13 protein-coding genes are annotated in these 16,259 nt (G+C 74.5%); 6 read left to right on the top strand and 7 right to left on the bottom strand.

Annotated elements, in window-relative coordinates:
* Positions 1–55 precede the first annotated feature (55 nt).
* Positions 56–3,061: an ATP-binding protein gene (locus ACIQWA_RS32540; RefSeq protein ID WP_402488529.1), complete on the bottom strand. Its 3,006-nt coding sequence runs from the start codon at positions 3,059–3,061 to the stop codon at positions 56–58.
* Between the two features lie 333 nt (positions 3,062–3,394).
* On the opposite strand from ACIQWA_RS32540, the gene ACIQWA_RS32535 reads away from it, so the two are divergent.
* The 3 genes from ACIQWA_RS32535 to ACIQWA_RS32525 all read left to right on the top strand — a co-directional run bounded on the left by ACIQWA_RS32535 (position 3,395) and on the right by ACIQWA_RS32525 (position 6,747).
* Positions 3,395–4,342 carry a terpene cyclase gene (locus ACIQWA_RS32535; protein WP_402488526.1) on the top strand — a complete coding sequence of 316 codons (948 nt, stop codon included), beginning with the start codon at positions 3,395–3,397 and terminating at the stop codon, positions 4,340–4,342.
* 354 nt (positions 4,343–4,696) lie between these two features.
* Complete coding sequence (locus ACIQWA_RS32530) at positions 4,697–6,220, top strand: aldehyde dehydrogenase family protein (RefSeq protein WP_402488524.1); 1,524 nt, start codon at positions 4,697–4,699, stop codon at positions 6,218–6,220.
* 203 nt (positions 6,221–6,423) lie between these two features.
* Complete coding sequence (locus ACIQWA_RS32525) at positions 6,424–6,747, top strand: nuclear transport factor 2 family protein (RefSeq protein ID WP_360238751.1); 324 nt, start codon at positions 6,424–6,426, stop codon at positions 6,745–6,747.
* Positions 6,748–6,784: 37 nt separating this feature from the next.
* Here the strand turns inward: ACIQWA_RS32525 and ACIQWA_RS32520 are convergent, their stop codons facing one another.
* Positions 6,785–8,005, bottom strand: a complete 1,221-nt coding sequence (locus ACIQWA_RS32520) for a serine hydrolase domain-containing protein (RefSeq protein ID WP_402488521.1) — start codon at positions 8,003–8,005, stop codon at positions 6,785–6,787.
* A gap of 86 nt (positions 8,006–8,091) precedes the next feature.
* On the opposite strand from ACIQWA_RS32520, the gene ACIQWA_RS32515 reads away from it, so the two are divergent.
* From ACIQWA_RS32515 to ACIQWA_RS32505, 3 genes are all read left to right on the top strand, one after another.
* Positions 8,092–8,610 carry an NUDIX hydrolase gene (locus tag ACIQWA_RS32515; protein ID WP_402488519.1) on the top strand — a complete coding sequence of 173 codons (519 nt, stop codon included), beginning with the start codon at positions 8,092–8,094 and terminating at the stop codon, positions 8,608–8,610.
* 97 nt (positions 8,611–8,707) lie between these two features.
* A complete protein-coding gene (locus ACIQWA_RS32510; protein WP_402488516.1) occupies positions 8,708–9,580 on the top strand; it encodes a TetR/AcrR family transcriptional regulator in 873 nt (290 codons plus the stop codon).
* A 139-nt stretch (positions 9,581–9,719) separates the two neighbouring features.
* Positions 9,720–11,567, top strand: coding sequence for a hypothetical protein (locus tag ACIQWA_RS32505; RefSeq protein WP_402488513.1), 1,848 nt, complete (start codon positions 9,720–9,722; stop codon positions 11,565–11,567).
* Positions 11,568–11,646: 79 nt separating this feature from the next.
* Here the strand turns inward: ACIQWA_RS32505 and ACIQWA_RS32500 are convergent, their stop codons facing one another.
* The 5 genes from ACIQWA_RS32500 to ACIQWA_RS32480 form a co-directional block, all read right to left on the bottom strand.
* Positions 11,647–12,672 carry a TetR/AcrR family transcriptional regulator C-terminal domain-containing protein gene (locus ACIQWA_RS32500; protein ID WP_402488510.1) on the bottom strand — a complete coding sequence of 342 codons (1,026 nt, stop codon included), beginning with the start codon at positions 12,670–12,672 and terminating at the stop codon, positions 11,647–11,649.
* 49 nt (positions 12,673–12,721) lie between these two features.
* Positions 12,722–13,432: a spermidine synthase gene (locus ACIQWA_RS32495; protein WP_402488508.1), complete on the bottom strand. Its 711-nt coding sequence runs from the start codon at positions 13,430–13,432 to the stop codon at positions 12,722–12,724.
* Between the two features lie 142 nt (positions 13,433–13,574).
* Complete coding sequence (locus tag ACIQWA_RS32490) at positions 13,575–14,648, bottom strand: YeiH family protein (protein WP_402488506.1); 1,074 nt, start codon at positions 14,646–14,648, stop codon at positions 13,575–13,577.
* Between the two features lie 8 nt (positions 14,649–14,656).
* Complete coding sequence (locus ACIQWA_RS32485) at positions 14,657–15,238, bottom strand: cysteine dioxygenase (RefSeq protein WP_402488503.1); 582 nt, start codon at positions 15,236–15,238, stop codon at positions 14,657–14,659.
* Positions 15,239–15,348: 110 nt separating this feature from the next.
* A complete protein-coding gene (locus tag ACIQWA_RS32480) occupies positions 15,349–16,254 on the bottom strand; it encodes a LysR family transcriptional regulator (protein WP_360238866.1) in 906 nt (301 codons plus the stop codon).
* Positions 16,255–16,259: the final 5 nt, after the last annotated feature.

Genomic DNA, 16,259 nt, shown 5'->3' with positions numbered 1-16,259 from the left:
CGCCCCTACCGCTCCCCGCCTGCTGCTCCGCCGGATCCTCGCCCCGCTCCGCCCGCTACTCCGCCGGATCCTCGCCCGGCTCCGCCCGCAGGCCGAGCGCCGAGGCCAGCCCGTCCGGCCCGGTGCCCGCCTTGCGGTAGACCGCCGCCAGCCGCCGGTTGACCAGGCTCAGGTGCACCCCGAGCCGCTCCGCGATCCGCTGCGGCGGTACGCCCTGGACGGCGAGGTTGGCGACGTCCCGCTCCGGCCCGCTGAGCGTCTCCAGTGTCTCCCGGAAGTCGTGCACCCCCAGCCGGTTGGGCCGCAGGCCGTAGTTGGCCAGCTCCCGCCGGGCCCGGTCGACCAGCCGCTCCGCCGAGCAGTGCTGGGCCAGTTCGATGCCCTGGTAGAGGTACTCCTGGGCGTCCTCCAGCCGGCCGACCCGGCGCTGCGCGGCGCCGAGCTCGACCAGCGCGACGGCGTGCTCGTACCCGGCCGGGGACTGCCCGAGCTGCTCCACGGCCTGCTCCAGCAGCTCCACCGCCTGCTGGCCGTCCGCGATCCGGGCCTGCAGCCGCAGCGCGCTGCCGATCGCCGAGGCGGTGCCGAACCGGCGGGCGTCGTCGACGGCCTTCTGGGCGTAGTAGCGGGCCCGCTCCGGCTCGTCGGCCGCGATCGCGATGGCCAGGTGCCCGGCCCAGGGCGCCCAGACGGTGTTGTGCCAGCCGCGGACCTCCAGCTGGGCCCCGGCCTCGGTGAGCGCGGCGGCCGCGCCGGCGTGCCGGCTCTTGGCGACCAGCAGCTTGCCGTACAGCGAGGCCGCGTCCGGCAGCACCATGACCGTCGCGTGGTACGGCGGGTGGAAGCCGAACTCGTTGGCCAGCTCCCAGGCCTCCTCGACCCGGCCGCGGGCGATCAGGGTGTCCACCAGCACGCCGACGGCGTCCCAGGCCAGCGGCAGCTTGGAACCGATCCGCTCGGAGATCCGGTAGGCCCGGCGCAGGAAGTCCTCGGCCTCGGCGAGCAGTCCGCGGCGGAACCGGGCCAGCCCCATCAGGAAGTACGCGAAGCCCCGGTGGGCACCGCTCCAACCGGCCAGTTCGAACTGGATGATGGCGTCCGCGGCCAGCCGCTCGGCCTGGGCGATGCGGTCGTTGTAGATGTACGTGAGGCAGAGCATCGAGGGCAGTTCGAAGCCCCAGGTGGTGTCCGTCCAGCCGAGGCCCTTGGGCAGCCGGCCGCCGTCCAGGACCTCGTCGGCGAGCGCGAGCGCGTCGGCGGAGGGTTCGCCGCGCAGGGTCAGGTCCCAGGCCCGCATCACCAGCACGGCCCGGTCGGCGGCATCCCGGCCGGCCAGGTTGCGGTGGAGCTCCTCCAGCCGGGCGGAGCGGCCCGGTCCGTCCTCCTCGGACTTGCGGAAGGCGTGCCACATGAACGAGGCCGCCTGGAGCCGCTGGCGCCGGACCGGGTCGGTGGTCTGCTCCGCCTCCGCCTGGCAGACCAGGGCGGCCTGGCCCAGCTCACCGCTGTGGGCGAGCACCTCGGAGAGCCGGAAGGTGGCGTCCACCCGCAGTTCGGGGCGCAGCGGCCCCTCGTCGGGGTCGAGGGCGAGCCTGAGCTGGTTGACGGTGGCGCCGGGGTCGGTGAGCAGCGCGGAGCAGCCGAGCTCGTACAGCACCTCGGCCTTGATGTCGTCGGCGGGCGGCTCGTTGAGCGCCCGGTGCAGGCAGCGCTGGGCGGCCTCGGGGGCGCCGATCAGCTGGTGCTCGACGGCGGCGCGGCGCAGCTTCTTGACGATCCGGTCGTCGCCCTCGCCGGAGTGGGTCTCGACCAGGTGGCGGGAGGCGGCGAGCAGGCCGAGTCCGGCGTTCTCGATCTCGACGGCGGCGATGCCGTGCATGCCGAGGCGGGTGGCCTCCGGCATGGTGTTGTAGATGGAGCTGGCGATCAGCGGGTGGACGAACTCGAGGTTGCCGTTGGGGGCCTGGGTGAGCACGCGCTGCTTGCGCAGCTGCTTGATGGACTCGCGGGCGCCCTCGCTGCTCTGGGTGGAGATCCGGGTGACCAGGTCGATCCGGATGTCGGTGCCGAGCATGGCGCAGGCCCAGGCGAAGCGCAGGGTGGCGGGGCCGAGCCGGTCCAGCCAGCTCTTGAGGGTCATCCCGGTGGCGTCGACGGCGAGTTCGCGCAGTTGCCGGGAGTTCTCCTCGACGGGTTCGAGCTCCTGGTCGCGGACCTGGTCGAGCAGGGCGACGGCCTCGAAGGGGTTGCCGTTGACGACGTTCCAGAACTCGTAGCAGAAGGCGTCCTCGGCCCGGTCGCCGAGTTCCGCCCGGATCATGTCGGAGACGGAGTTCAGGGTGAGCCGGCTGAGTTCGTGCTTGCGGCTGGCGAGGCCCAGGATGCCGCGGCGCAGTTCCTGGGTCTCGCCGAACCAGTCGTTCTCGTCCTCGCGGAAGGCGAACACCAGCAGGACGGGCAGTTCGCCGGAGCGGACGGCGAACTTGGCGAGCCAGGAGAGGGATTCGGCGTCCGCCCAGTGCAGGTCGTCGACGATCATCACCATCGGCGCGCGGCGCGGTGCGAGCTGGGTGAGGACGTAGTCGAGGCCGTCGCGGACGCCCTGGGGGTCGAGGCGGCGGGCGCCGGCCTTGGGCTGCTTGAGGCCCATGGCCGGTCCGACGACCTCCTCCCAGGTGCCCATGACCTGGCTGAACTCGTCGGGCTCCAGCCGGGTCAGGACGGGCTGGAGGAGCTGGCGGAGCACGTGGTAGGGCTCCTTGAACTGCCGTTCGCCGCCGCGGGCGAAGAGCACGGTGGCGCCCTCGCGCAGGCTGGCGATCCGTCGGACCTCGTGCAGCAGGCTGGTCTTGCCGATGCCGGGGCGGCCGGAGAAGGCGAGGAGTTCGCCGATCTCGGTGCCGCCGGCGGCGAACTCGCGGCAGAGCCGGTCGATGGCCGCTTCCACGGAACGCAGTTCGGCGTCGCGGTCGCGCAGCCTGACCCGGGGGGCGGGGCCGTCCTCGTCCCGTTCGGAACCGGTTCCCGTCCGAAGTTCGTTGCCCTGATCGGTCACCGTCACGCCTCCGCCTCACCCGCTCGCGGCTCCGCCCCGCCATCGCGCGCGGGGAGCCGGCCCATCACTACTGTTCGTGGAGCCGAGGTTAGCGCCGTGTACGGCTCGCTGTGCGGCATTCGCGCAGGCTGGGGCGGACGGTGAGGGTTCGGACGGCTTGCCAAGGGCAATTGCCCTATATCCCTAACGTCCGATCATTACATCAGATACCCTACGGCCCGCGAGGCGCGGATGATCTTGCGTAACCACCCTCACCCCCTGCACCCCGCTGCGTCAACTCCCCCCACACTCAGTGCTCGAACCACAAGCGCCCCCACCAACCGCTGCACCGGGAGTCCGATGTCTGACGACAACTCACTTCAGATCCCGTTCCCGCACCGCCGGAGTTCGCACGGCCCGTACGCCACCGTGGCGCACCGCGACTGGCTGATCCGCCATCCGCTGCTCCCCGACGCCGACCACCCGGGCTACGCCCACTGGGAGGTGGTCGACCTCGCCGCGCTCGGCTACCCGGACGCCGGACCGGAGGAACTCGCCCTGGCGGCCGACCTGATGGGGTTCTACTTCCTCTTCGACGACCAGTTCGACGGCCCGCTCGGCCGCCGGCCGGCCGAGGTCGCGCCGATCTGCGAGCGGCTGATCGCCGTCCTGCACGGCGCCCGCCCCGACCAGCGCTCCCCGGTCGAGACCGCCTTCGCCGATCTGTGGAGCCGCAGCGTGCGCGGCATGCCCGCCCGCTGGCAGGCCCGCGCCGCCTACAACTGGGAGTACTACTTCGCCAGTCACCCGGCCGAGGCGGCCGGCCGGATCTCCGCCCGCCCGCCGGACCGGGACGGCTACCTCGAACTCAGACGGGGTACCGCGGCGATGGAGACCATCTTCGACATGGTCGAACGACTCGGCCAGTTCGAGGTCCCCGCTTCCGTGCTGCACCACCCGGTACTGCGCCAACTCCGCCAGCTGGCGGCCGACATACCGTCGCTCAGCAACGACGTGCGCTCGTTCCCGCTGGAGGCCCCGCGCGGCGACGTGAACAACCTGGTCATGATCGTCCAGCGCGAGCGCCACTGCTCGTCCGAGGAGGCCTGCGCCGCGGTCATGGCGGAGGCCCAGCTGATGGTCGAGCGCTGCGCCGAGCTGCACGGTCGACTGCCGGACGTGTACCGGGAGTTGGGACTGTCCCGGGTCGAGAGCGCGATCGCCCAGCGGTACGCCGACGGACTGATCACCTGGCTGGCCGGCTACCTCAGCTGGGAGGCCCGCACCGGCCGGTACCACGCGGTCTGACCCACCCCGGCCCGACGCCGTCCGGCTCCGCCGGGCCCGTCCGAGGCGCGCCCGGGACGGCGCGCGCTCGGACGCGCCCCTACGCGCCCGGTCCGGAACCTCCGAAACGTCCGAACATCTGGAACGTCCGGAAGCTGCGGAATCCCCACCGTCCGTACGAGCCGGTCGTACGGACCGTAGCCGCGCCGCGCGCCCGGCGGTTATCGTGCTCGTCGGCGGGCGCCCCGGCGGGGCGCCGGCCCGACTGCGTGTCCGCACCTCCGCCGGACCGCCCCCGACCGGGCGGCGGTCCGGCGTGCCGCCCCCGGCCCGCTCGGCGCCGGGGGCGCCCGACGTCGCGAGGAGACACAGAGCATGACGGTCTACCAGCCCCCCGGCGCACCCGGCAGCATCGTCGCCTACCGCTCCCGGTACGACCACTGGATCGGCGGCGGTTGGACGCCCCCGGTGCGCGGCGAGTACTTCGGCAACCCGACCCCGGTCACCGGCGAGGTCTTCACCGAGGTCGCCCGCGGCACCGCGGCGGACATCGAGGCCGCCCTGGACGCGGCCCACGCCGCCGCCCCGGCCTGGGGCCGTACCTCCCCCGCCGAGCGCGCCCAAGTGCTGCTGCGGATGGCCGACCGGATGGAGGCCAACCTGGAGCAGCTGGCGGTCGCGGAGAGCTGGGAGAACGGCAAGCCGGTCCGCGAGACGCTGGCCGCCGACCTCCCGCTCGCCGTCGACCACCTGCGCTACTTCGCCGGCGCGCTGCGGGCCCAGGAGGGCAGCCTCTCCCAGCTGGACGAGGACACCGTGGCCTACCACTTCCACGAGCCGCTCGGCGTGGTCGGCCAGATCATCCCGTGGAACTTCCCGATCCTGATGGCGGTCTGGAAGCTCGCCCCGGCGCTCGCGGCCGGCAACGCCGTGGTGCTCAAGCCGGCCGAGCAGACCCCGGCCTCGGTGCTGCTGCTCGCCGAGCTGACCGCCGACCTGGTGCCGCCGGGCGTGCTCAACATCGTCACCGGCTTCGGCGAGGAGGCCGGCGCCCCGCTGGCCGCCAGCCCCCGGGTCCGCAAGCTCGCCTTCACCGGGGAGACCAGCACCGGCCGGCTGATCGCCCGCGCCGCCGCGGACAACCTGATCCCGGCGACCCTGGAGCTCGGCGGCAAGAGCCCCAACCTGTTCTTCGCGGACGTCGCCGCCGACGACGACGCGTTCTACGACAAGGCCGTCGAGGGCTTCGCGATGTTCGCCCTCAACCAGGGCGAGGTCTGCACCTGCCCCAGCCGCGCGCTGATCGAGACCCCGGTCTACGAGCGGCTGCTCGGCGACGGCCTGGCCCGGGTGCGCGCGATGCGCCAGGGCAACCCGCTGGACACCGGGACCCAGGTCGGCGCGCAGGCCAGTGCCGAGCAGTTGAAGAAGATCCTCTCCTACTTCGAGATCGGCCAGGCGGAGGGCGCCAAGCTCCTGGTCGGCGGCGAACGGGCCGAGCTCGGCGGCTCGCTGGCCGGCGGGTACTACGTGACGCCGACGGTCTTCGAGGGCGTCAACAGCATGCGGGTCTTCCAGGAGGAGATCTTCGGCCCGGTGGTCTCGGTCACCCGCTTCGACGGCTTCGACCAGGCGGTCTCGCTCGCCAACGACACCCAGTACGGGCTGGGCGCGGGCGTGTGGACCCGCAACATCAACACCGCCCACCGGGCCGGGCGCGCGATCCAGGCGGGCCGGGTCTGGACGAACTGCTACCACGCCTACCCGGCCCACGCGGCCTTCGGCGGCTACAAGAACTCCGGCATCGGGCGGGAGACCCACAAGGCGCTGCTGGAGCACTACCAGCAGACCAAGAACCTGCTGGTCAGCTACTCCCCCGACGCGGTCGGCTTCTTCTAGTTAAGAGTGGAGCGGGAGGCCCGACCGCCGGGCCGCCCGCTCCACCGCCACTCCCCGCGGCGGGCTCACCGGGCAAATCGCCCGTTTCTGGATCTAAGCACATGAATCAGGTGATTTTTCCGACGCGCCGCCGACATGCCCGAACGGCCCGCGCGAACGCCCTAAACAAGGACTCCCGTCCCTTTTCCCCTCGGGAGTCCTCGATGACGATCGCCCCCAGCAAGCTCTCCGACCCCGCCGTCCGCGCCTTCGTGACCGCGGTCAACGCCGGTGACCGCAACGCCTTCCTGGCCACGCTCGCCCCCGGCGCGACCATGTCCGACGACGGCTCCGACCGTGAGCTGACGGAGTGGATCGACCGGGAGATCTTCGGCCCGCACGGCCGGATGGACGTCCAGACCGAGGCCAACGGCGGCCGCGGCCTGGTCGCCAACTTCACCAACGACACCTGGGGCGAGATGCGCACCGCCTGGCGCTTCACCGTCGACGGCGGGAAGATCACCCGCTTCGAGACCGGCCAGGCGTAGTCCCCCGGCGTCCACCGGCGTCCCCCGGCCCGCGGGCTCAGGACAGCCCCAGGCACCCCCGCACCGCGCGGAGCAGGTTGCGCGAGCGCACGTCCCCGGTGACACCCGGCTGCATCCCGTTGGTGACGTACCCGAAGCCGAGCCCGAGCTCCGGGTCGGCGAAGCCCAGCGAGCCGCCCCGGCCCGGGTGGCCGAAGCTCGCCGGGGAGGCCATCGGCGCGGTCGGGCCGTGCCGCCAGAAGCCCAGGCCGAAGGTCGAGTTGACGATCAGCACCCGGTCCGGGCCGTGCACCACCGGCCCGACCGCACGGGCCAGCACCTCCGGGCCGAACAGCGGCGGCAGCAGCCCGCCGGAGCCGTCCGGGCGGTCGGCCGCGCCGATCAGCGCCGCGTAGAACCGGGCCACCGAACGGGCCGTGCCGATGCCGTTCGCACCGGGGATCTCGGCGGCCTGCACCGCCGGGTCGTTCATGTTCACCCCGGGCAGCACCGAGGCGAAGGCGCGGGCGGTCAGCGAGGTCGGGTCCTGGTAGGCGTCCCGGACGGACTGCTTGGGCCGCAGCCGCAGCCCGCTCGGGCCGGTCCGGGCCGCCTCCGGGGCGGGCAGGTCGACCAGCTTGCCGACCCGGGGCGCGGCACCGGCCGGCAGTCCGATCCACAGGTCCAGCCCGAACGGCCGGGCGACCTCCTCGGCGAAGTACTGGCCGATGCTCCGGCCGCTCGCCCGCCGCACCACCTCGCCGACCAGCCAGCCGAAGGTGTACGGGTGGTAGCCGTGCGCCGTCCCGGGCTCCCAGGCGGGCTCCTGCGCGGCGACCGCGGCGACGGCGCGCTCCCAGGTCAGCACGTCCTCCAGGCGCAGCGGCGCGTCCAGCGCCGGCACCCCGGCCTGGTGCGACAGCAGCCAGCGCACCGGCACCGCGCCCTTGCCGGCCGCCGCGAACTCCGGCCAGTACGAGGAGACCGGCGCGTCCAGGTCGAGCAGGCCGCACTCGACCAGCAGCAGCGCGGTGGCCGCGCTCAGCCCCTTGGTGACCGAGCGCAGCACCTGGGCGGTGTCCGCCGTCCACGGCACCGCGGGCGCGGGCCGGCCGCCGACCTCGGGCCGGGCGTCGCCGCCCCACAGGTCGACCACCTTGCGGCCGCGCAGGTAGAGCGCGAAGGCGGCGCCCAGCTCGCCGTACTCGGCGAAGTTCCGCGCGAAGGCCTCCCGTACGGGCTCGAACCCCTCGGCCGTCTCGCCCCAGATCTCCACCATCGCGCGCCGTCCTCAGCTCGTTCGTCGACGTCAGAATTCCTCGATCCCGCGTTCGAAGCGGGCCCGGAAACCCTAACCTGTGGTTCATGACCAACCCTGCCGAAGAGCTGCTGGACATCGTCGACGAGAACGACCGGGTGATCGGGACGGCGCTGCGGGGGGAGGTGTACCGCCAGGGGCTGACCCACCGCTGCGTCTTCATCATGGTCCGCGACCCGGCCGGGCGGATCTTCGTCCACCGCCGCACCGACACCAAGCTGTTCGCCCCCGGCGCGTACGACATGTGGGTCGGCGGCGTGGTCGGCTCCGGCGAGAGCTACGCCGAGGCGGCCGTCCGCGAGGCCGAGGAGGAGCTCGGCGTCCGGGGCATCGCCCCGCGCCCGCTCTTCAAGTTCCTGTTCCGGGAGCCCGACGGCGGCAAGCTCTCCTGGTGGTGCGACATGTACGAGGCGGAGTGGGACGGCCCGGTCTCCCCGCAGGAGTCCGAGGTCGCCTGGCACGCCTGGCTCACCCCGGCCGAGCTCACCGAACGCCTCGCCCGCGACACCTTCGTGGTCGACGGGCTGGAGGCCTACCGCCGCTACCTGGAGCTCAAGGCCGGGTAGCCCACCGGCCGGGCCGGGCCGGGCCGGTTCGGTTCGGTTCGGTAGGCGCGGGACAGGCCGCATGGGCCCACGGACGGCCGCCGGATAGGCTGCGCGCATGGCCTCCCGTACGCCGTCGCCGACGGCCGACCGCGCAGCACGGACCGCCGCCGCCCCCGACCGGGGGGCCGCGGGCGAGCGGCCGCGCCGGCGGCTGAGCGTCGACGAGCGGCGGGAACAGCTGATCGCCGTGGCCCTGGAGCTGTTCAGCCGGCGTCCCCCGGAGGAGGTGTCGATCGACGACATCGCCGCCGCCGCGGGCGCCTCCCGGCCGCTGGTGTACCACTACTTCCCGGGCAAGCAGGCGCTGTACGAGGCCTCGCTGCGGCGCGCCGGGCGGGAGCTCTCGGCGCGTTTCGAGGAGCCGATGGAGGGGCCGCTGTCGGAGCGGCTGTACCGGGTGATGGGCCGCTACCTGGATTTCGTGCAGAGCCACGGGCCCGGCTTCGCCGCGCTGCTGCGGGGCGGCTCGGTGGCGGCCAGCCCGGGGACCTCGGCGGTGATCGACGAGGTCCGCCGGGCGGCGCACGACCAGATCCTCGCCCACCTGGCCGTCCCGGCGCCGAGCCCCGGGCTGCGGCTTTCCGTCCGGGCCTGGATCGCCAACGCCGAGATCACCTCGCTGGAGTGGCTGGCCGAGCGGTCCGTACCGCTGGAGGAACTGCAGCTGCACCTGGTCCAGGAGTTCGTCGCCTCGCTCGCCCTCACCGCCGCCCGGGAGCCCGCGCTGGCCACCGAGCTGGCCGCCTTCCTGGCCGACGAGCGGCCCGAGGGGCCGTCCGGGCGGCTGGTCCAGGACCTCGCCGGGCTGCTCGCCGTCCCCGGCATCCTCGACGCGCTCACCGCGCTGGCCGCCCCGACGGCCGCCGGACCCGTGGACGAACCGTCCGCGCAGGCCACGGAAGGGTCCGCCGACGCCTCCCCGGCGTGATCATCGGGTGATCCTGCGGTTCGGTGCCGACAGTGGGCTCTGATAGGAATGGGCGGGGACCTGACGACCCGCCGCCCGGGCGGTTCCGGTCCCACCCGAACCACCGACCGCAGACGGAGCAGAGCGGGGGGCTCACCAGTTGACCCAGGACGTCCAGTTCAGTGCGGAGGCCAACCCCTTCGCGGCAGCCGAGCAGGTCTGCGCGACCCTCGGCACGCTCACCGACGCCCTCTTCGACGAGCACACCTCGCGCCTCCCGGCCGCCGCGCTCAGCACCCCGAAGCCGGCTGAACACCCGGCCGCCGAGGCGCTGTTCGGCCTGCCGCTGGCACCCAACGGCCCGGTGCACGAGGCCGTCGACCGGCTCGGCACGGTGCTCACCGCCGGAACGGCCCGCCCCGGCACCGGCGCACGGGTCGCCGACCGGGTGACGACCGCACTGCACAACCGCTACGGCGGCGGCGCGGTGCGCGGCGCCATCGCCGACCGCGGTACCACCTCGGCCGCGCTGTTCCAGCTGCCGGTCACCGGCGAGTTCGCCGACGCCAAGCTGCGCCCGCCGTTCGCCCCGGCCCTGGCCGCGCTGGCGGCCGGTCAGCAGACCCGGCAGCCGGTCGAACTGGCCACCGGCGCGGGCGCCGAGGTCCGGCTGGTCGTCCCGCCGGGCTTCCACCCGCTGACCTCCCCCGGCGGGCCCGCCGGGGTCTCCGCCCGTACCGTGCCCGCCCCTCCGACGGACACCGCCGGGGACACCGACGGCGCCGACCGGGCCACCCTCGCGGCGGCCGCCGAACTCACCGGGCACCTGGCCGAGGTCGCCGAGGAGTTGTTCAGCGCCACCGGGCCGGAGCCGCGCCGTGACTTCGCGGTGATCACCGCGACCCTGACCGACCTGCTCCAGGACGCGGGCGTCCGCTACGCGGGCGTCTGCGCGCTGGAGGTGGACGGACGCGCCTCCGAGGCCACCCTGGTCATCTCGTTCGCCCGGCACCCGCTGCCGATCACCGCGCTCGCCACCGAACTGGCCACCGTACGGCGGCACGCCGAGGTCTGGACGGTGCTGCTGCCCGCCGGGCCGGCCGCCGTGCTGGTCGAGGGCCGGACCGTGCCGGTGCCCGGGGCGCTGGCCGCCGACGGGCAGCGCCGCTGGGTGGTCACCTCGGCCGTCCAGGCCTTCGTACCGCTGCCGGACGGCGGCACGGTGCTGTGCGCCCAGCTGTCCACGGCCCGGCCGGAGGACTGGGAGCTGTACACCGAGGCGTTCGCGGAACTGTTGAAGAGCATCCAGTTCGGCTGGGACGGCGAGACGCTCCGGACACCGGCCGCGCCCGCCCCGGTGGCCGCCCCGCCCGTCCCGGTGACCCCGCCCGCCGCTCCGCCCGTCGCTCCGGCCACCCCTCCGGCCACCGCCCCCTCGGTGGCGGACCAGGAGGAGAAGCCGGTGCACCTGCGCGGCACCCCGGTGCGCATCCCGCCCGCCGACTTCAACCCCTTCGCCCCGGTCGCCGAGGAGCCGACAGCGGCCCCCGCGGCGGAGGCGGCGGACGCTCCGGCCCCGCGCAAGGGCACCCCGGTGATGATCCCGCCGCCGGACTTCGACCCCTTCGGCATCTCCGGCACCACCCCCACCACGGACGAGCCCGCCGCACCGCCCGCCGGGGGCACCCAGGCGCCGGACCCGTTCGGCACCACGGTCGCCGCCGAGCAGAAGCCCGACCCGTTCGGCACCACCGTCGCCGCCCAGGGCCCCGCCGTCCCGCCGCCGCCCTCGATGCCGCCGCTGATCCCGGCCCAGCCCGCTCCGACGGCGGCCCCCGCAGTGGACGCGGCGGACGCTCCGGCCCCGCGCAAGGGCACCCCGGTGATGATCCCGCCGCCGGACTTCGACCCCTTCGGCATCTCCGGCACCACCCCCACCACGGACGAACCGGAGGCGGAGGCCGAAGCCGCGGAGGACGCCGCCCCGGAGCACCGGCCGTTCGGCTGACCGGCGACTGCCAGGGGCTTTCCGGCACGGCTCACCGCCCCGGAAAGCCCCCGGCCGTCCGTCCGTCGGCCGTCAGCCGTCAGCCGCTCCCCCGCGCCGCGATCAGCGCCGCCACCCCGTCCAGCATCCGCGCCAGCCCGAACTCGAACAGCGCGTCCAGGCCCAGGTCGACCTCCGGCCCCCGGTTCAGCGCCTCGAACATCGGGAACCGCTCCGGGTCCGTCATCAGCCGGTCGTGGTCCCGGTCGTCCAGCCGGTCCATCCACTCGTCGGCGGACATCCCGCTGTCCTGCTCGGCCTGCGCCTCCCGCTCGAAGTGGACCGCCAGCCCGCAGGTGAAGGCTGCCAGGCTGACGGCGGCCTGGGCCATCTCCTCCAGGCTCAGCCCCGTCCCCGCCAGCGCCGCCAGCGACCGCTCGGTGTGCAGCGCCGCGTCGGGCGCCAGCACCGGCCGGGTGAAGGACATGGTGGCGGCCAGCCACGGGTGGCGCCGGTAGATCCGCCACTGCAAGCGCGCGATCTCGTCCAGGCCCGTCCGCCAGTCCGGCGCGGGTGCTCCCGGGAGCGGATGCTCGGCGAAGGCCTTGTCCATCATCAGCCGCAACAGCTCGTCCTTGCCGGGCACATGGCGGTAGAGCGACATGGTCGCCACGCCCAGCTCGGTCGCGATCCGACGCATCGACAGCGCCGCCAGCCCCTCGGTGTCGGCCACCTGCACCGCCACCGCGACGATCCGCTCCCGGCCGAGCTCCCGCTCCCCGCCCTTCCCCCGCCGCCCGACCGCCGGAGCCGGGGGCGCGCCCGGCGCCACGGCGGGAGCGGCGGCCGGAGCCGGGTTCCCGGTGGGAGCAGCCGTCGGAGCCGCGGGAGCCGTCGACCGGGCCTCCGGCTGGGCCGCCACCACCGTCCCCACCCCGCGGACGGCCCGCACCAACCCCTCCTCGCGCAGGCGGTTCAGCACCTTGGTCGCGGTGGCCATCGCCACGCCCCACTCCTGCACGATCCGCCGCGTCGAGGGCACCCGGGCGCCCGGCTCCAGCTCACCCGCCGCGATCCGACGTCGGAGTTCCGCCGTGATCCGCTCCGAAGGCGATCCGCTCTCCACCACCACACCACCGCCCGCTCGACCCGACCGACCTGCGCAGCGCCCCGGTTCAGTCGGCCCGGCGCGCCAGGTGCACCACGTCCGGCACGCCCCGGCTCACCGGGACCTCCTCGGTCACGACGTCCGAGAACCCGGCGGTACGCAGCGCCTCCTCGAAGGCCGCCGACGGCTGGGCGCTCCACACCGCCAGCACCCCGCCGGGCCGCAGCCGGTGCCACAGCACCGCGAGCCCGTCCGCCCCGTAGAGCCCGGAGTTGGAGTCGGTGACGGTCCAGTCCGGCCCGTTGTCGATGTCCAGGCACAGCGCGTCGTAGCGCTCGCCGTCGGCCGCGGCCAGGTACTCCAGCAGGTCGGTGTGGATCACCGAGACCCGCGCGTCGTCCAGCGCGCCGCCGGAGAAGGCGCCCAGCGGGCCGGAGCGGTGCCAGTCGATGATCGCGTCCTCCCGCTCGACGACGGCGATCCGCCCCCAGCGCGGTTCGGCGGCCGCGTACGCGAGCGAGAAGCCGACGCCGAGTCCGCCGATCAGCACCGACGGCGCGGCCGGGGCGGCGCCGGTGCGGTCCAGTTCGTCCAACGCCGCCTGGATCAGCAGCCGTTCGGAGCGCCCGTCCGCGGTGTCCATCAGGAAGCAGCCGTTGGCGATGATCTCGTAGTGCCGGCCGCGCTGCCGCAGCACCACCTCGCCGAACGGGCCCTCCCGCCGGTCGAGCGTGACGACGGCCTCGTGGGCGTCGCGTTCGGGCAGTGCGGTGGTCATGCTTCCTCCTCGGCGGACTCGGCGGCGCTTCGCCTCGTCGGGGCGATCACCCACCCGACAATAACCGAGTCCCCGCCGGCCGGGCCGGAGACCGGATCCGGGCCGGCGGGCGTCCGGCTGGCCGGCCTGACGCTGAGGACGCTCAGGTCGTGAGCAGCACCCCCGCGTACGACACCCCCGCGACCACCACCCAGGACCCGAGCCCGAGCAGCGCGATCCGCCCGCCGGTCTTCGCCATGGTCGGCAGGTGCACCGCACTGCCGAGCCCGAACAGCGCGGCGGCCAGCAGCAGTTCCTGCGCGTCCCCGGCCAGGGTGAGGGCCCGCTCGGGCAGCACCCCGGTGGTCCGCAGCACGATCATCGCCAGGAAGCCGGCCACGAACAGCGGCACGATCGGCGGCCGGCTGCCGGTCCTCGCCGTACCGGCCGTACCGGCCGCACCCGCCCGGCGCGCGGTGCGCGCGTTGCGCCGCACCGTCACGGCCACGCCCGCGACCAACGGCGCCAGCAGCACCACCCGCATCAGCTTGACCAGCACGGCCTCGCGCAGCGCGCCCGGGCCACCGGTCTGCGCGGTGGCGACCACCTGCCCGACGTCGTGCACGCTCGCCCCGACCCAGCGCCCGAACTCGAGCTCGCCGAGCCCCAACGGGTGCTGCAGCAAGGGCAGTACGGCGATGGCCAGGGTTCCGCACAGGGTGACCAGGGCGACCGAGGAGGCGACGTCCTCCTCCTCGCTGCCCGCGGCCTGGCTGACCGCGCCGATCGCCGAGGCCCCGCAGATCGAGTAGCCGGTGGCGACCAGCAGCGGCTGGTCGCCGGGCAGCCCGAGCCGCCGGCCCAGCCAGAGCGTGCCGGCGAAGGTGGCGGCGACCACGGTGAGCACCATGGCGACGGTGGCCCAGCCGAGGCCGAGCACGTCGTCCAGGCTGAGCTTGAGTCCGAGCAGCACGATCCCGAGCCGCATCAGCCGCTTCCCGGCCGTCGACAGCCCGGACCGGGCGACCCCGCGGACCACCGGGCGCAGCCCGGGCAGGTGGGCCGCCGCCATGCCGAGCGCGACGGCGGCGGTGAGCTTGGGCACGGCGGGGACGGCCGCGTGGACGGCGATCGCGGTGGCCACCCCGACCGCCGCGAGCAGCAGGCCGGGGGCGTCCCCGCCGAGCGGGGGGAGCGAGCGGGTGCGGGCGGCCCGCTCCCGGAGGGTGAGTGCCACGCCGCCGCTCACCGCTCCTGGTCGGCGGGGAGCCGGTAGACCCGCCGGATGCTGGTGCCGAGCCGGGAGACGTCCGCGCCGTACACGTGGATGGAGATGGCGGTGGTGCTGCAGGCGTTGCGCACCAGGTGGATGTCGCCGGGCGGGGCGAAGGCGGCGACCGTCCCGGCCGGGCCGGCCACGTGCTCGGTCTCGACCAGGCGGGAGCTGCGCCCGTCGGAGATCAGGCGGTAGCGGGTCTCGCTCTCCTGGCCGCGGTGGACGCCGGCCACGCACCAGGAGACGTGGTCGTGGATCGGGGTCTGCTGGCCGGGCAGCCAGACCAGGGCGACGACGGAGAAGCTGCCGTCGGCCTCGGCGTGCACGACGTGCTGGCGGTAGCGCTGCGGGTCGCCCTCGCACTGGGCGGGGGTGAGCAGCGCGTCGGGGCCGTCGGGGTCGGCGAGCAGGTGCGGGGCGAGCCGTTCGCCGACCAGGTACGCGGTGAGTTCGGGGGGCAGTCCGCGGTCCACGACGGAGCGGATCTCGCTGACCAGTGCGGTCATCCGCTCGGTGAGCCGGTCGCTGCCGACCGTGGCTGGGAGTGTCATGGCAGCAGGTTCGGACCACCCGACCTATCACGTCCAACGAGGGTTTCTAAGCATCACCCCCATCCGCGCTTATGGGTCGCCCCGCCCGTCGAGCGCCCGCAGCGCCGGGGTCAGCAGCCGACCCGGCTCGCCGCCGCCTGCCGCAGGTGGTCCAGCACCAGCCCGGTGGCCGGGATCCGCCGGTGCTCGCGCAGCACGTACGCGCTCACCTGCCGCCGCAGGTGCGGCTCGACGGCCCGCCCGGTGACCTTGCGGTGGCACATGAAGGAGAGCACCAGCGCGGGCATCAGCGCGATCCCCACTCCGGCGGCGACCAGGCTCTGCACCGCCAGGTTGTCGTCGGTGGAGAACACGATGTCGGGCGCGAAGCCCTCCTCCGCGCAGACGTGCAGCAGGTTGGCCCGGCAGCGCGGGCAGCCGGCGATCCAGCGCTCGCCGTCGAGGTCGGCCAGCCGGACGGCGTGCCGGCGGCCGAGCGGGTGCCCGACCGGCAGCAGCACCGTGAGCAGGTCCTCCATCAGCGGGATCTCGTCCAGGCCGTCCGGCAGCTCGGTGGCCTGGCCCGGGTAGCGGAAGGCCAGCGCGATGTCGCACTCCCCGCGCAACAGCCGCTGGACGGAGTCCGGCGGCTCGGCCTCCAGCAGTTCGACCCGGACGCCGGGGTGCTCGGCGAGCAGCCGGGCCATCGCCTCGGGTATCAGGGTGGCGTTGGCGCTGGGGAAGGCGCAGACCCGGACCCGCCCGGCGCGCAGCCGGGCGAGCGCGGCGAGCTGCTGCTGGGCCGCGGAGAGGCTGCCGAGGATCAGTTCGGCGTGCCGGGAGAGCGCCTCACCGGCCTCGGTGAGCCGCAGGCCGCGCCCGGCCCGGGTGAACAGCGGGACGCCGACGGTGCGTTCTAGGGCTTTCATCTGCTGGGTGATCGCGGGCTGGGTGTAGCCGAGTTCCCGGGCCGCGGCCGAGTAGGAACCGGCTCTGACGACCTCGTGGAACGTCCTGATGTGCCGCGAGTCGAACACCGGCT

This window comes from Kitasatospora sp. NPDC098652 (assembly GCF_044760155.1).
In the GTDB taxonomy this organism is placed as follows: Bacteria; Actinomycetota; Actinomycetes; order Streptomycetales; family Streptomycetaceae; genus Kitasatospora.
The sequence above is the reverse complement of the archived record's forward strand: the minus strand, read 5'-3'. Positions and strand labels throughout refer to the sequence as shown.

Coding starts and splice junctions, on each gene's coding strand:
- ACIQWA_RS32510 (WP_402488516.1), top strand. CDS start 8,708: ATGGCCTCCCGTACGCCGTCGCCGACGGCCGACCGCGCAGCACGGACC.
- ACIQWA_RS32530 (WP_402488524.1), top strand. CDS start 4,697: ATGACGGTCTACCAGCCCCCCGGCGCACCCGGCAGCATCGTCGCCTAC.
- ACIQWA_RS32485 (WP_402488503.1), bottom strand. CDS start 15,238: ATGACACTCCCAGCCACGGTCGGCAGCGACCGGCTCACCGAGCGGATG.
- ACIQWA_RS32515 (WP_402488519.1), top strand. CDS start 8,092: ATGACCAACCCTGCCGAAGAGCTGCTGGACATCGTCGACGAGAACGAC.
- ACIQWA_RS32520 (WP_402488521.1), bottom strand. CDS start 8,005: ATGGTGGAGATCTGGGGCGAGACGGCCGAGGGGTTCGAGCCCGTACGG.
- ACIQWA_RS32495 (WP_402488508.1), bottom strand. CDS start 13,432: ATGACCACCGCACTGCCCGAACGCGACGCCCACGAGGCCGTCGTCACG.
- ACIQWA_RS32535 (WP_402488526.1), top strand. CDS start 3,395: ATGTCTGACGACAACTCACTTCAGATCCCGTTCCCGCACCGCCGGAGT.
- ACIQWA_RS32525 (WP_360238751.1), top strand. CDS start 6,424: ATGACGATCGCCCCCAGCAAGCTCTCCGACCCCGCCGTCCGCGCCTTC.